The organism is Mesorhizobium sp. M1348 (assembly GCF_040317925.1).
Taxonomy (GTDB): Bacteria; Pseudomonadota; Alphaproteobacteria; order Rhizobiales; family Rhizobiaceae; genus Mesorhizobium.
On record NZ_JAMYLH010000021.1, the window covers coordinates 15146 to 29691 of the forward strand.

At 59.2% G+C, this 14546-nt stretch carries 12 protein-coding genes; 9 read left to right on the top strand and 3 right to left on the bottom strand.

All coding sequences use genetic code 11. The annotated features are described in order from the left end of the window. Nucleotides 1-52: 52 nt before the first annotated feature. From nifA (NKH13_RS26125) to NKH13_RS26165, 9 genes are all read left to right on the top strand, one after another. The gene (gene nifA, locus NKH13_RS26125) at nucleotides 53-1816 is read left to right on the top strand and encodes a nif-specific transcriptional activator NifA (protein ID WP_352915424.1); all 1764 of its coding nucleotides are present in this window, start codon (nucleotides 53-55) and stop codon (nucleotides 1814-1816) included. A gap of 238 nt (nucleotides 1817-2054) precedes the next feature. Further along, a complete protein-coding gene (gene nifB / locus NKH13_RS26130; protein ID WP_352915426.1) occupies nucleotides 2055-3533 on the top strand; it encodes a nitrogenase cofactor biosynthesis protein NifB in 1479 nt (492 codons plus the stop codon). Then, the gene (locus NKH13_RS26135; RefSeq protein WP_352763186.1) at nucleotides 3500-3760 is read left to right on the top strand and encodes a 4Fe-4S dicluster domain-containing protein; all 261 of its coding nucleotides are present in this window, start codon (nucleotides 3500-3502) and stop codon (nucleotides 3758-3760) included. The genes nifB and NKH13_RS26135 overlap by 34 nt, the downstream gene beginning before the upstream one ends. Before the next feature lie 99 nt (nucleotides 3761-3859). Beyond that, entirely contained in the window at nucleotides 3860-4180 is a 321-nt protein-coding gene (locus NKH13_RS26140) for a nitrogen fixation protein NifZ (protein WP_352542072.1), read from the top strand. After that, on the top strand, nucleotides 4177-4389 hold the full coding sequence (gene nifT, locus NKH13_RS26145) for a putative nitrogen fixation protein NifT (RefSeq protein WP_352542071.1): 213 nt from the start codon (nucleotides 4177-4179) through the stop codon (nucleotides 4387-4389). The genes NKH13_RS26140 and nifT overlap by 4 nt, the downstream gene beginning before the upstream one ends. Nucleotides 4390-4426: 37 nt before the next feature. Further along, the gene (locus NKH13_RS26150) at nucleotides 4427-5332 is read left to right on the top strand and encodes an SIR2 family NAD-dependent protein deacylase (RefSeq protein WP_352815961.1); all 906 of its coding nucleotides are present in this window, start codon (nucleotides 4427-4429) and stop codon (nucleotides 5330-5332) included. Nucleotides 5333-5404: 72 nt separating this feature from the next. Beyond that, nucleotides 5405-7273, top strand: a complete 1869-nt coding sequence (locus tag NKH13_RS26155) for an ABC transporter ATP-binding protein (RefSeq protein ID WP_352915427.1) — start codon at nucleotides 5405-5407, stop codon at nucleotides 7271-7273. Continuing rightward, on the top strand, nucleotides 7273-9168 hold the full coding sequence (locus NKH13_RS26160) for an ABC transporter ATP-binding protein (RefSeq protein WP_352833651.1): 1896 nt from the start codon (nucleotides 7273-7275) through the stop codon (nucleotides 9166-9168). Before NKH13_RS26155 ends, NKH13_RS26160 begins: the two co-directional genes overlap by 1 nt. A 159-nt stretch (nucleotides 9169-9327) precedes the next feature. Continuing rightward, entirely contained in the window at nucleotides 9328-9531 is a 204-nt protein-coding gene (locus NKH13_RS26165) for a hypothetical protein (protein WP_352915430.1), read from the top strand. Nucleotides 9532-9784: 253 nt separating this feature from the next. Here the strand turns inward: NKH13_RS26165 and NKH13_RS26170 are convergent, their stop codons facing one another. The 3 genes from NKH13_RS26170 to nifA (NKH13_RS26180) all read right to left on the bottom strand — a co-directional run bounded on the left by NKH13_RS26170 (nucleotide 9785) and on the right by nifA (NKH13_RS26180) (nucleotide 14067). Then, the gene (locus NKH13_RS26170; protein WP_352915431.1) at nucleotides 9785-10825 is read right to left on the bottom strand and encodes an LLM class flavin-dependent oxidoreductase; all 1041 of its coding nucleotides are present in this window, start codon (nucleotides 10823-10825) and stop codon (nucleotides 9785-9787) included. A gap of 91 nt (nucleotides 10826-10916) precedes the next feature. Further along, entirely contained in the window at nucleotides 10917-12056 is a 1140-nt protein-coding gene (gene hisC, locus NKH13_RS26175) for a histidinol-phosphate transaminase (RefSeq protein WP_352915433.1), read from the bottom strand. A 238-nt stretch (nucleotides 12057-12294) separates the two neighbouring features. Continuing rightward, nucleotides 12295-14067, bottom strand: coding sequence for a nif-specific transcriptional activator NifA (nifA, locus tag NKH13_RS26180; protein WP_502893774.1), 1773 nt, complete (start codon nucleotides 14065-14067; stop codon nucleotides 12295-12297). Nucleotides 14068-14546: the final 479 nt, after the last annotated feature.

Sequence of the window (14546 nt, forward strand, 5' to 3'; positions counted from 1 at the left end):
ACTCAGACACAAAAGGAGGAGCACTCTGGACGACAACCGCTGAGGTGTTTCCATGGCTCACGTACCGCAAGATCGGGTCGACGAGGTAGCACCTCGGGATACCCGCCCTGAACCGCCCATCAAAAGCATGCCCCAAGCAGATATCGCGCTCAGGGGACTCTACGAGATATCGAAGGTGCTGACCGCCCCCAGCGAGCTGGAGATTACGCTCGCCAATGTCGTGAACATCCTGCCTTCGTTTCTGCAGATGCGTCACGGAGCAATCGTCGTCCTGGACGCTGAAGGAGAGCCGGAGATTGCCGCAACTGCCGGCAATACCCACGCACCTCAATCAGGCACTCGCCGCGTCATACCACAGGCCATAACAGATCAAATCGTCGCTACGGGGACGCCGCTCTTCATACCGGACGTCCGCAAGTCCCAACTATTTCAGGCTGACCTTCAAACATCTTCGAGCAGCGGCACCATCCCAATTGCCTTTATCGGTATCCCGCTAAAGGCTGATCATAAAATCCTTGGGACATTGTCGATCGACCGCGCCGGAGACGGCGCCACCGACTTTCGCGACGACGAGGACACATACTTCCTGACGATGGTCGCCAACCTTGTCGGCCGGACGATCCGTCTCCATCGCATCCTGAGTACAGATCGTCAGCGGTCTGTCCATGAGCAATGCAGACCGGAGAAATCGCCCAACGAGGGGAGGACCTACGACCCTGCCCGGCATGCGGATGTCAAAATCGACGGGATCATCGGGGAAAGCCCCGCACTCAAGCAGGTGCTCGAAACCGTCTCGGTCGTAGCAGGGACCAATTCCACCGTGCTTCTGCGGGGTGAAAGCGGCACCGGCAAGGAATTCTTTGCGCAAGCCATCCATAAGCTCTCACGTCGGAGGAAGAAGTCTTTCGTCAAATTGAACTGCGCCGCACTGTCTGAAAGCGTTCTGGAGTCAGAATTGTTTGGGCATGAAAAGGGCGCTTTCACGGGTGCTATCTCCCAGCGCGCCGGTCGTTTTGAATTGGCAAATGAGGGAACGCTGCTACTTGATGAAATCGGCGAGATTTCGCCGGCCTTTCAAGCCAAGCTGTTGCGTGTCTTGCAGGAAGGCGAGTTGGAGCGAGTCGGCGGCACCAAAACGCTACAGGTCGACGTGCGCCTCATATGCGCCACCAACAAGGACCTCGAGACGGCCGTCATAAAAGGGGAGTTCAGGGCCGACCTTTATTACCGCATCAATGTGGTGCCAATTATCCTGCCTCCGCTCAGAGAGCGACCCGGCGATATTCCACGCCTTGCGAACGCCTTCCTCAACCGATTCAACAAGGAGAACGATCGCGCACTCGCCTTCGCGCCGTCGGCGCTTGAACTGATCTCGCAATGCTACTTCCCTGGTAACGTCCGCGAGCTGGAGAACTGCGTCCAAAGGACGGCCACACTTGCGCGTTCAAGGACGATCACGCCATCCGATTTCGCCTGTAAGAAGAGCCAGTGCCTTTCCTGGCTCCTCTGGAAGCGAGCCGACCGCTCGAATGGCGGCAATGCCATCGACGATCTCGCACGGGTCAACGCAGTGCCGGTCGAATTGCGGCTGCCGGCCAGTCGCATCGGTGCCTCCGCAGGCAAGGTATCTCCCCTTACGGCCGGCGATCCGAACGATCCCGCTTGTCCCCCGCGTCTGACGGAACGCGACCGGCTGATCGACGCGATGGACAAGGCCGGTTGGGTTCAGGCCAGGGCGGCTCGTATCCTCGGCCTCACGCCGCGGCAAATCGGCTACGCCCTGCGCCGGCATGGTATCGAGGTGAAGAAATTCTAGACGTCGTGATGACGTCAAACGTAAGCCCGGAGTAGTCTCCCTCACACTCTGCGCGCCCAAGGCTGGTAACCTTCGCGACCCGATTTGCTTGTCCACTGTCGGAAGCCCGACAAAGGTGTGTCGGAGCAATCCGACGGAATCCGACACGAAAGCACAATTCGTGAACCAAAACCGCTCTTTGAGCTGGCATAGCTCTTGCGGTTTGAACTGCGACATTCACCAGCAACGGAGCCGTTCGATGTCCGCACCGGCAATTTCGCTTGAGAGCCTCAGCACGACATTCGGTGACCAGTTGCTTGCCACCGTGAAAGCCGGGGGCTGCGCGTCTTCGTCCTGCGGCTCGTCGATAAAGCCGGACGACACGGATCCGGCTGTCTGGGAGAAGATCAAGGATCACCCCTGCTTTTCAGAAGAGGCGCATCACTATTTCGCGCGCATGCACGTCGCGGTCGCGCCCGGCTGCAATATCCAGTGCAACTACTGCAATCGCAAATATGACTGCGCCAACGAAAGCCGGCCTGGGGTTGTCTCCGAAAAGCTGACGCCCGACCAGGCGCTACGCAAGGTGATCGCGGTCGCCAACGAGGTGCCGCAGCTTTCCGTGCTCGGCATCGCCGGACCTGGCGATGCCTGTTACGACTGGAAGAAGACGAAGGCAACGTTCGAACGAGTCGCCAGGGAAATCCCAGACATCAAGTTTTGCATCTCCACGAATGGGCTCGCGCTGCCGGACCATGTCGAGGAGCTTGCCGACATGAATGTCGATCACGTGACGATCACCATCAACATGGTCGACCCTGAGGTCGGTGCAAAGATCTATCCTTGGATCTTTTACGACCATCGCCGCTACGTCGGCATCGAAGCCGCCCGGATCCTGCACGAGCGGCAGATGTTGGGCCTGGAGATGCTGACCGCGCGCGGCATCCTCACCAAAATCAATTCGGTGATGATCCCCGGCGTGAACGATGAGCATCTGATCGAGGTGAATAGATGGGTCAAGGAGCGAGGCGCGTTCCTGCACAACCTCATGCCGCTGATTTCGGACCCGGCGCACGGCACGCACTACGGACTGAGCGGGCAACGCGGCCCAAACGCAATGGAGATGAAGGCTCTTCAGGATCGTGTCGAAGGCGGCGCCCAGTTGATGCGCCACTGCCGGCAGTGCCGGGCAGATGCCGTCGGCCTGCTCGGTGAGGATCGTGGCCAGGAATTCACACTCGACCGGATTCCCGGCGAGGTCACCTACGATGCCAGCAATCGCAAGGCCTATCGGGAGCTGGTCGCGGAGGAGCGCCGTGATCACGTGGCGGCTAGGAGAGAAGCGATCGGATTGGTCAAGGCAGCGAGCCCCGGCAAGTCCCTTCTCTTCGCGGTGGCGACCAAGGGCGGCGGCCGCGTCAATGAACATTTCGGCCATGCGAAGGAATTCCAGGTTTATCAAGCCTCGCCGAGAGGGATCAGCTTTGTTGGGCATCGCAAGGTGGAGCAGTATTGCCTCGGCGGCTGGGGCGGAGAAGCCGCCCTCGATGGCGTCATCGCAGCGCTTGAAGGCATAGATCTCGTGCTGTGCGCCAAGATCGGAAATTGCCCGCAGGATCAGCTCGCGGACGCTGGAATCCGAGCCATCGACGCATATGCCCACGACTATATCGAGACCGCAATCAGCGCGATTTACGCCGCCGCGTGTGGGACCCCCGCACTCGCGGCGACGGCCTGAGCGCGTCTCATCCATTCGGACCAGGAGTTAAAATGGCTTTCAAGATCATCGCATCCCAATGCACCCAATGCGGCGCCTGCGAATTCGAGTGTCCCTCCGGCGCGATCAAGTTCAAAGGCGAGAGCTATGTGATCGAGCCGCAAAAGTGCACCGAGTGCGAGGGGATCTTCGATGCGCAGCAATGTGCCTCGGTATGCCCGGTGCCGAAGACCTGCGTTCCTGCGTGACGAACATTGGGTTGCCGACATGGTCGGGGATGCCTTCGCAGGACGCCTGGAACGCCTTTGTTCACAATCTGCAGCCTCAAGAGAAATCAGGGAACGGACATGTCGCTCGGACGCGAAGAGGAGGTCGAAATCCGCAGGCCTCCACGATTCATGCCGGGAGAGCGGGTACGTGCCACTCGCCACATAAAAAATGACGGCACCTATCCTGGCAGGGAGATCGGCGAAAATCTCGTGCGGAAGGGCGACGAGGGATATGTGCGCGACATTGGCACCTTTCTCCAGCAGTTCTTCATCTATGCGGTCGAATGGGTCGACCGTGGCACCGTCGTCGGCATGCGAGCGCGTGAACTGATGAGCCTCGACAAAGCCGAGGCGCCCTGCAGTGCTGAAAGCAATACCAATGAAGGGACGGCCAGATGAAAGTCATGATCCGCAGGACCGAGGCTGGCTTGTCGGCGTATGTCCCGAAGAAGGACCTCGAAGAGCCGATCATCAAGCTCGAGAAGGAAGAGTTGTGGGGCGGAACTGTGACGCTCAGGAACGGGTGGCGGCTCCTCCTACCCGATCTTCCACGGGATACGCGTCTGCCGATCACCGTCGAGGCAAGGAAGGTTTCCGAACAGGACTGATGCTGCCCCTCGATAGGTGCGTCGCGAGGAAACGAGCATGAACACGATCCTGACATCGGGCCACCTCGTCATCGTGCGGGACAGTTTTGCCGAAAAGCTGCTTGACCTGGCGAAGGAAGCGCTCGCCGCCGATCAGGTAATCCCCTATCTCGGTCCGGGTCTTCTTGGGTTCAACTGTGCGGAACCGCCTGTGCCACATACGCCGGAGGTCGTTGCCGCGGCACTCAATGCACGGGCGCCAGCCCCTTCCAGGATCCGCACCAATATGTGGTCGGTTGCGCAGTTCATCGAACAGCGCCGGCATCGCCGAACGCTTCAAGCTTGGATGACCGACATATTCGCAGCGCCGGTGGCGCCGACCCTCCTCCACGCCTGGCTGGCAAGGCTGCCGCTCTCCCTCATCGTCGACAGCTGGTACGACGGCGCGATGCGCACGGCTCTCGTAGAGACCGGCCGAACGGACGTCGTTGAGATACAAGGCGTCACGCGGGCGAACGAAATCGGTAACATTTGGACGAAAACCTACGATTTGTCCGGGAGGGAACTCGACCCCCGATCGGGGGCAAAGACGGTTCTCTATACACCTCACGGGAGTATTAGGCCGGCGCAAAACTTTCTCGTCGCAGATTCCGACTATGTCGAAGTCCTGACCGAAATCGATATCCAGACACCGATCCCAGACGTGGTGAAGGAACGGCGCATCACCCGTGGATTTTTCTTCGTTGGCTGCCGCTTCAACGATCAGATGCTGCGCACCTACGCCAGGCAGATCATGAAGCGCTCCCGAGGTCCACATTGCGCGGTAATGGACGCGGAAACGCTGACCAGAAACGAAGCGCGTTTCCTTGCGGCAAGCGGAATCACGGTGATCGACATGCCAGTAAGTGAAACCGCGGCTCGGCTTATAGGAACGCGCCCTGCTGCAGGTGGTGGACAGGATTAACAATGGCGGGCCCTTTGATGATTGGTCCTTCGGCTTGCCTCGAAGACGCAAAATGCAGTCGGGAATACACCCGTGAGCAGTGATGCTATCGGCAGCGCAACGAACGCTCTGAATTCGTTGACCCATGTGGAAGCGGCGCGCTGGGGCCAGGATTTGAGTACGCTGTTGCGCATCACGCGTATGAATTTGCGGCATCCCTGGCAGGTCGCCTTCGCCATGGGCTCGACGATCATGGCGGCAATCCTCCAGTTGCTCATTCCCCAGCTTCTCGGCCGGGCTGTCGACCAGACCCAGACAGCCATCGGGGGCGGTGTCGCGGGGGCCGCCGCAGGACAAGCGCTCTGGACCCCGGCTCTCCTGCTGCTCGCCGTCAGCGCGCTACGCGGCCTTTTCACGATGGCGCAGAACTATTTTGCCGAAGCCGTCGGGCATCATGTCGCGTACGAACTGCGGCTCGCCTACTACGACAAGATCCAGCGTCTCAGCTTTTCCTTTCACGACCGGGTCCATTCAGGCGATCTGATCACCATCGGAATGCTCGATCTCCAAGGCGTGCGGATGTATTTTTCCACCGCGCTCGTTCGCGTGCTCCTGCTCACCATGCTGATCGGGATCGGCGCCTACATGATGATCTCGACCGATCCCATGCTCGGCCTGGTCGCGCTGAGCTTCGTGCCTTTTGTCGCCTGGCGCTCATCGGCCACACAGCTTAGGCTGCGCGCCACCTGGCTCGACCTGCATGAGCGGCTTTCAGTACTAAGCCGCGTGATGGAGGAAAATCTCGCAGGCATCCGCGTGGTCCGCGCTTTTGCGGCTCAAGCCTATGAGATGCTGAAGTTCGACGGCGCTTCCAAGAACGCGCTCGACCTCGCCCACGACCGAGTTGACATCTACGTGCCCAGCACGTCGGCGATGACCTTGTCCTTCTTTTTCGCAATGGGATTGGTGCTCTGGATCGGTGGCAGCAAGCTCGTCGCTGGCGAGATAAGCGTCGGAACGGTGGCGACCTTCCTGACCTTCATGACAATCCTGCAAATGCCAGTCCGCCAGATCGGCCTCATGGTCAATGCCTTTGCCCGCGCTTCTAGCTGCGGTTCGCGGCTTTTCGGTCTCCTCGACCAGGAGATCACAATCAGGGATGCTCTTGAGGCCAGACCGCTCGAGATAGGCGACGGCACTCTGCGCTTCCACAATGTCTCGTTTGCGTACCCCAGCGCCGAAAACCGCGCCATTCTGAAGAACCTCAGCTTTGAGGCCCGTAGAGGCGAGACGATCGCGATCGTCGGTCCGCCGGGTTCGGGCAAATCGACGATAGCTCATCTGGTCCCCCGCTTTTATGACGTGACCGGTGGCGCCATCACGCTGGACGGCCAGGACATACGCAATGTCACCCTCGCGACGCTTCGCAAGGCGGTCGCCGTCGTACAGCAGGATGCATTCCTATTCACCACTACGATCGAGAACAACATCGCTTATGGCGATCCCTGGGCGAAGAGACAGCGAATCGAACGCGCTGGCGAATTCGCCCAGCTCCACAACTACATCCTCGGGCTCCCAGCGGGCTACGAGACGGTCGTGGGCGAACGCGGCGTCTCTCTCTCTGGCGGCCAGCGCCAGCGTCTCACGATTGCTCGCACCATGATGCTGCGCCCCTCCGTCGTCGTTTTCGACGACTCAACGGCCGCGATCGATGCCGGCACCGAGCAGCGCATCCGCGCGGCGATGCGGCGCTTCGCCAAGGATCGGGTGACGATCATCATCGCGCACCGGCTGAGTGCGCTTGTGCATGCCGATCAGATCCTTTTTGTCGATAACGGCGAAATCGTAGAACGCGGCACGCATCAAGAGCTTTTGGCAAAGCGGGGACGCTACAGGGCCCTTTACGATCTCCAGACGCGCCCGGGTGATGACAATATGACCCAGTATGGGGGCGCCCGCTGATGGCGCAGGGCCGCGCCGGCGAAGTCGAAGCCGAACGTGACGACGGTAGACGCCCTCCGCGCGCGGTTGTCGGCTCGCACCGCATCGAGGAGGAGATGTTCGGCCGGGCTTTCGACAAGAGCATCCTCCGGCGCATCTGGGCTTTCGTCCGTCCCTATCGGGCCAGGGTAGTCATCACGATTGCAGCAATGCTGATCTTCACCGGGACGCAGCTTCTCATCCCGTTGATCATCCGCTACGCGCTCGACCAGGGCATGAACCCGGCAAGGACCGATCGCTCAGCCCAGCTCGCGGCCGTCGGCGCGTTCGTTTTGGCGATTTTGGTCAATTTCGCTGCCGGCTACATGCAGGAAACCGTGGTTGGGAAAGTGGCCGAAACTGTCCTGTTCGACATCCGCCGCGCCATGTTTGGCCATCTGCAGAAGGTTTCGCTCTCCTTCATGGACAAGACCGAGGTCGGACGCCTCATGTCGCGCCTGCAAGGCGACGTCAACTCCATACAGGAATTCCTCGAAACCTCGGTATATTCCGTAGGCGATGTTGCGCTTCTCTTCGGCATCGTTTTCGTAATGCTGTGGCTCGACTTCCGCCTCGGCCTCCTGACGCTCTCGGTTCTGCCGGTCCTGGTGATCGTACGCATTGTCTGGCTGCCGCGTGCCCGCGACGCCTTCATGGCCGCACACGAGACTAATTCCGTCGTCAACGGCGCGCTGGCCGAAGCCATTCACGGCGTGCGCACCGTCCAGTCAATGGACCGCCAGCAGGTGAATTTCATCCTTTTTGACGACAAGGCCCATGCCAACCTCAGGACCCACCTGATCGCTGCCAAATATGCACTGGTCATGGTGCCTATCGTCGATGGCCTCACCGGCCTCGCCATGGCCGCCGTTATTGTGGTCGGCGGCTCGATGGTCATGAATGGCCGCATAGATGTGGGCGTATTGGTTGCCTACCTATTTTACATCCAGCGCTTCTTTGACCCGATCCGCTCACTCACCCTGCAATATTCGGTCATGCAGCGCGCCATGGCCTCAGGCAAGCGCCTGACCGATGTGCTCGACGTCAAGATCGATGTTCAGGACAAACCCAATGCCGAGGTGCTTTCGCCCGAAATGGACGGCTCGGTCGAGTTCAGGGACGTCACCTTCGGCTACAATCCGAACCGTTCGGTGCTGAAAAATGTCTCCTTCCGGGTCAATCCCGGCGAGACGGTCGCACTGGTCGGGCCGAGCGGTTCTGGCAAATCGAGCGCGATGGCCCTGGTCCACCGCTTCTATGATGTTCAGCAGGGCCAAGTGCTGGTCGGCGGACATGATGTGCGCGATCTCACCCAGGAATCGCTCGGCCGCCAGGTCGCCATGGTGCTGCAGGAGCCGTTCCTGTTCACCGGGACGGTCTTCGAGAACATTCGATACCACAAGACGGAAGCCGCGCGCGACAAGGTGATCGAGGCCGCCAAGGCGGTCGGCGCCCACGACTTCATAATGAGCCTCGCCGACGGGTATGAGACCCAACTTGGCGAACGCGGCGACAACTTATCTCTCGGCCAGCGCCAGCTTATCAGTTTCGCCCGCGCCCTCGTCGCCGACGCCAAGATCCTCGTGCTCGACGAAGCTACCGCCAACATCGACAGCTACACGGAAATGCAGATTCAGAAGGCTCTGATAAAGCTGCTTGAAGGGCGCACTGGCCTCGTCATCGCCCACCGTCTTGCCACGATCCGGGGTGCCGACCGCATCATCGTGCTTCAGAATGGCCAAGTTATTGCGACTGGCAACCACGATCAGCTAATAGCCATGGGGGGCCTGTATTCCAAACTCTACAATCTCAACTACGCCTCCTTTGACGATATTCCAGAACACGATACGACCGTACAAGCCGGCTCCCAGACCTGACGTCTTGGCGGCCTTGTGGTACTGACATTGACTTCGGGCGTGCCGGCGGACACTCAGGCCGCCGCAGACGAGGAAGCAGGCAGCATTCATGCAAAGCACTCGCGCGGATCGTGAAGACCGGCTGCGAACGATTTCCTCCAGCGTCGTTATCCGACCGCGGTGCACGCCGCGACATCGGGCGAACTCGCTCCAGGTGGTGTCGCTCGGCGTAGCAAAGCCGCTCGCGAGCGCGCCCTCAACAGCGCCGTAGCGAGTGACGGCTTTGCTACCGCCGAGCCGCTGATGAAGCTGGATCTGGGCGCCGCCACCGGCGCCGCCCCGGGCGAGAAGAACCTCTGCGGCGGGCTATGTGCCAACGACTAGCGCGAGCGCGACGAGCAGACGCGTGCCGGCATCGTGACGCGCTCGGCCATCATCTCCTTAGGATCGTGCAGGTTCACACGATGGCCCAGACGCCAGCCAACGCACAAACCCCTGGTAATCTGTGCCGCCGGCTCGTGGTCAGTTTGGCCTCCCTCCCGATTGCCCGCCCCACCACGTGCACGCTCGAGCACGTGGATGTGAGGGAGCGCTGTTACAACGATTTAACCTTCAGATCAGACCGCGAATTTCACGGTCAGACAAGTCGAGCCATGATTTCGGATTGAATGGTCGTCGCGGTGTACAGGGAAGCATCTAGCGGCAGATTCCCAAATGCCAGTTGACAAAGAAGGTAGTTAGCACCTGCCTCTTCCAACTGACTGAGCAGAGCTTCTCGCACAGACGCTGCTGATCCTACCACGCACAATTCACTCTCGACTGCCGCATCGAAGGTCAGCGGCAGGTTGGGTGGAGTGGGGATAGCGTTAAGCTCGTAAAGGAATTGGAAGCTCTTGAGCCATCGATCGTAAGCAGGTGCCGCGAGCGAATAGGCATGTGTGTCACAACGCCCAACCACGACCATGCGGAGCAATCCAATAAATGGCGCTCGATCGCCCGCGCCAGTGTTGTCCTCTTGATAGGCGCGGAACGCATCAGTAGTTTTGCGAACAGAAGAGGAAGGTCCTACACACGCGATATTTGCTCCATTCGCAGCGGCCCAGGCTGCGGACTCGGGTCGATTGGCGGCGACCCATGTCGGCGGATGTGGACGCTGATGAGGTCTTAGCGTCAAAGGAACGTCATTGAGCTCAAAATGGCGGCCTTGATAGCACAGCGTGCCAACCTTCATGGCATTAACAAGTATTTCAACAAGAATTTCGCTGGCTTCCGCATAGCGGCCCGGCACCGCGTCCGCACCAATCCCGAAGTAACCCAATTCGATCGGGAGAGCACCGCGCCCTATGCCCAGTTCGAGCCTGCCACCGCTCAACTGGTCCAGCATACAGATCTCTTCGAACGCACGCAGCGGATGATAAAGCGCAAGCAGCATCACCAAGGGTCCGAGACGCAGGCGCCGGGTGCGCTGGGCGACGCTCGATAAGAACAGATTCGGCGATGGACCTCTCCCATGGGGGGTACAGTGGTGCTCTGCGAGATGATAGGCATAGAACCCTAGCTGATCGCACGCCTCTGCTAATATCAGACGATCTTCGTACTGCCGGGCGATATCGAGGCCGTCCTCGTCCAGATGATCGAAGATGCCGAAGGCTAGGTTTGAAGGAAAGACGTTTGTCACTCGATATTGTCCCCGATTTTAAAGAAAAATGTTGTCGTGCTTGGGTGACCAAGCAAGTCTAAAGATAGCAATGTGTGATATCGGATTAGCGTCAGCGTACCGAACGAGCAGAGCCTGACGCTTCCCTGCCCGTGGTGCTTGGTATGTTTAAGCTTCCAACTATATCGCGAGCGGCAGCAAGAAATGCATCCAATTGCTCTTTTGTGCCGATGCTGACGCGGATGCAATGTTCCAAACCATTGTCCGGAAAGTAGGCAACGAGTATCTTTTGCCTTTCCAACGCTGCTTGCCACCATGAGCCGTCCTGTCCCGCTGGCACACGGGCTAGCAAGAAATTTGCGTGGGAGGGCGTTACGGAAAATCCAAGTTGCGACAGTGCGGCTGTCACTCGCTGTCGTTCATGTCTGATGTGCTTGTGGTTCTCTGCGTAGGCGCCGCGATGCGCAAGCACGCTGATACCAACCGCATGCCCGATCACGTTCATGTTGAAGACGTTCTGGATGTTGCGCAGCCTGCCAATAATCTCAGGGTGACCGAAACCGAAACCGACGCGAATGCCGGCGGCGGCATAGCTCTTCGAAAATGTTCTCAAGATCAGAAGGTTCGAATAACGGTTGATGAGGCGCAGCCCGTGATCGGGTGCAAAGTCGACATAGGCCTCATCAAGGACGACCAGGCGATCCGATTGTGCCACGAGGCGTTCGATATTGCTTATCGAGAGGAATGTTCCGGTCGGATTGTTTGGATTGGCCACCAGAATGAACTTGGCGTCTTTTGCCGGACCGGAAAGCAATTGCTCCATTGGCAGCGAATGAGTTTGACATCCGATCTCGAGAAACTCAGCACCATGCAACATGGCAAGTTTGCGGTTGAACGAAAACCCTGGCGATATCATCGCCACCTTGTCGCCAGGGGCGAGGAAAGCTCTGTAGATGAGTCCGAGCAGTTCAGACGACCCGTTGCCTGCGATGACCTGATCCGTGGATACGCCATAGGTACTGGACGCTGCTTCCCTCAAGCTGATGTTATCGTCGTCCGGATACAGATACTGGCGATTGAGGGCCGCCACTGCACTTTGCATTATGATTGGCGGCAACGGAAACGGGTTCTCATTCGTATTCAGCTTGACAAAACTTTTGTCCGGCGCTGGTCCGTTGGACGGCAGAGCATCTAACTGTCGCGTCCCTTGCGGAAGAGACGAAAGCACAGCTTGCAGTTTTGCATCGGACATATTTTATCTCCGTTTCAGTCGCACAGGGGCATCCGTATGAGCTCGCAACGAGAGCAACATGGCGGACGGATTGACGATGGCAGCGTCGCCTTTCACAAGATGGTCGCAACGCCGGCTGCCACGACGGGAATTCGGCCAGGCTGTCCTCGGTCAGATCGACTTGACGCGGACGCGGATCTGCATCCCTGCGCGGGCCAAGCCGCTAAGCGGTCTCAGCTAATCCGCCTGAGTCATGCTTTCACAGACGCTTGACCTCGATACCGTATTTCCTCAGCACGTAGCCAATCTGGCGCGGGGTCAGTCCAAGCAGGCGCGCCGCCTTTGCCTGCACCCAGCCACATCTTTCCATGGCAGCAATGACGCGCTCGGCGTCGGTGGTCCTCGCGCCCAATGAGTGGGTTGCTCCGGCAGGCGGGACTGTGGTGGCGGCCGAATGAGCGGCCGCATCCGGCGGCGTGGCCGGATTCACTGCCTCTGGGAGGATTGGCGCTGGTTGGAGCGCGGCCTTGCCCGATCTGCTCTTCCGCAGCGCCTCGGCAAAGCATTGGTCGTGGGAGCACGCAAAGTCGTTTCTCCCGATTGATCGTCCCTCCGCCAGGATCGCTGTCCGGTGCACGCAATTTTCAAGCTCGCGAATGTTGCCGGGAAATTCACATTTCATCAGTACTTCAATCGCACGCGGATCGAAGGTCAGCGTACGGCCGTTCTCATCGTTGAAATTCTTGAGAAACTCAGCTGCGAGGAGCGGAATATCGCTGCGCCTTTGGCGTAATGCCGGCACCAGCAAGGGAACCACGTTGATGCGATAATATAGGTCGGCGCGGAACTCATTCCTTGCAACCGCCTCTTCAAGGTTCCTGTTCGTGGCGGCAATCACGCGAACGTCGACCTTGATGGTCTGGTTGCTGCCGACGCGCTCAAACTCCTGCTCCTGCAGCACGCGTAGTAGCTTTGCCTGGAAGGAGGCCGAGATCTCGCCGATCTCATCCAGAAACAACGTCCCCTTGTCGGCGAGCTCAAAGCGACCCTTGCGGGAATTGAACGCGCTTGTGAAGGCACCCTTCTCATGACCGAACAATTCGGATTCCAGGACTGTCTCTGGCAGCGCTGCACAATTGAGTTTGATGAAGGGCCGCTTGGCGCGCGGCGACAACTCGTGAATTGCCTTGGCGACCAGCTCCTTCCCGGTACCGGATTCGCCTCGCAACAGAACCGTGGTCTTTGCCTTAGCTACCACTGCGATCTTCTCGAGCAGCGCGCTTAGCGCCGGACTATCGCCAATCATCCCCTTGACGTGAACCTTCTTGCGCTGCGGTGCAGGGTGCTTGACATCAGAGAATTGCGTTTGCAGCCGATCTTCCACCTCTGTCGGTCGTTCGCGGTCGCCCGCGGAGAAGCGGTGCAACTTGACTGTCTGTCCCACCATGTTGGCGATCATGGTGAGCAGCCGGACATCATAATCGAGCCGATACGTTGACCTGCTGTCCAAGGCGCGGTCGATAGTCAGCGTGCCTACGGCGTTCCCATCAACACGAATGGGAACGCCGATGAAGGACACGGGGTCGGAGGCCCCAAGCACCTCTATGTCAGCGGCAGTGAAGGCCGAATGCACCGCTATGTTCTCGGCGACGAGCGGCGTGTCCGTCGTCACAATCAGATCGATTGCCTTGCGCGGCAGGCGCATCCGGGAGCGCTCATCGCTGTTCTCGTCGCAGCCGGTGACTACGGTGATGTCCAGTACGCCCTCAGCGTCGAAGAGAGCGATGATGCCGTGCCGCATCTGCACAAACGAGGGCAGGAGATCGACGACCTTGGCCAACGTGACTTCGAGCCGGGCGGGGTCGGTGAGTACTTTCGATATTTCGAAGATGCCGGTAAGCGCGTGCTCGTGCGATGGCACAAAAGGGACCGCGGTGTTCATCTCGGACTTTGGGTAAGCCCTTTTCGCATCCGGAAGCGAAATGCGGCACTCGCTGGCATTTTGTTCTGATTTGGGAATGTTGTGGTGCATATGATCCTCGATCTCGCGCCATGAAATGCATGCCGGCGGCATGTGCGCCCGCGACGTCGCGGGCAAGCGCGAAAATGCTCTGACGTGAACTCGTGCCACCGCCGTGTGGTCGAGTGCAAAGCGGGTCGACCCCTGACGCATCGCTTGGCTCTCCCTCCACGAAGCTTGGCCACGTTCTCGGCTTGCACGGGGGCAACCACACGTTGATTTTCAAAAGACTGGAGCGAGGCGGGATAGTCAATCGAGCTTTCTTTCATTCGTGAAAGGAAACCTCGCGGCCTATGATAGAATTCATCAGTTCTAATTTTTGTCGGCGATGTTGAACGACAGAAATACGGCGCCGGCGATGCGGTGGCCGAGCGGCTGACCGCGCCGAGTTGCCGGGCCGTGCCAGTCACCAGCGCCTGCGAACCAGGGGCGGGAGCGATAATCACTGCCGACGACACTGGTCGGTCGCGGCAACCGCCATTTCCTCGATA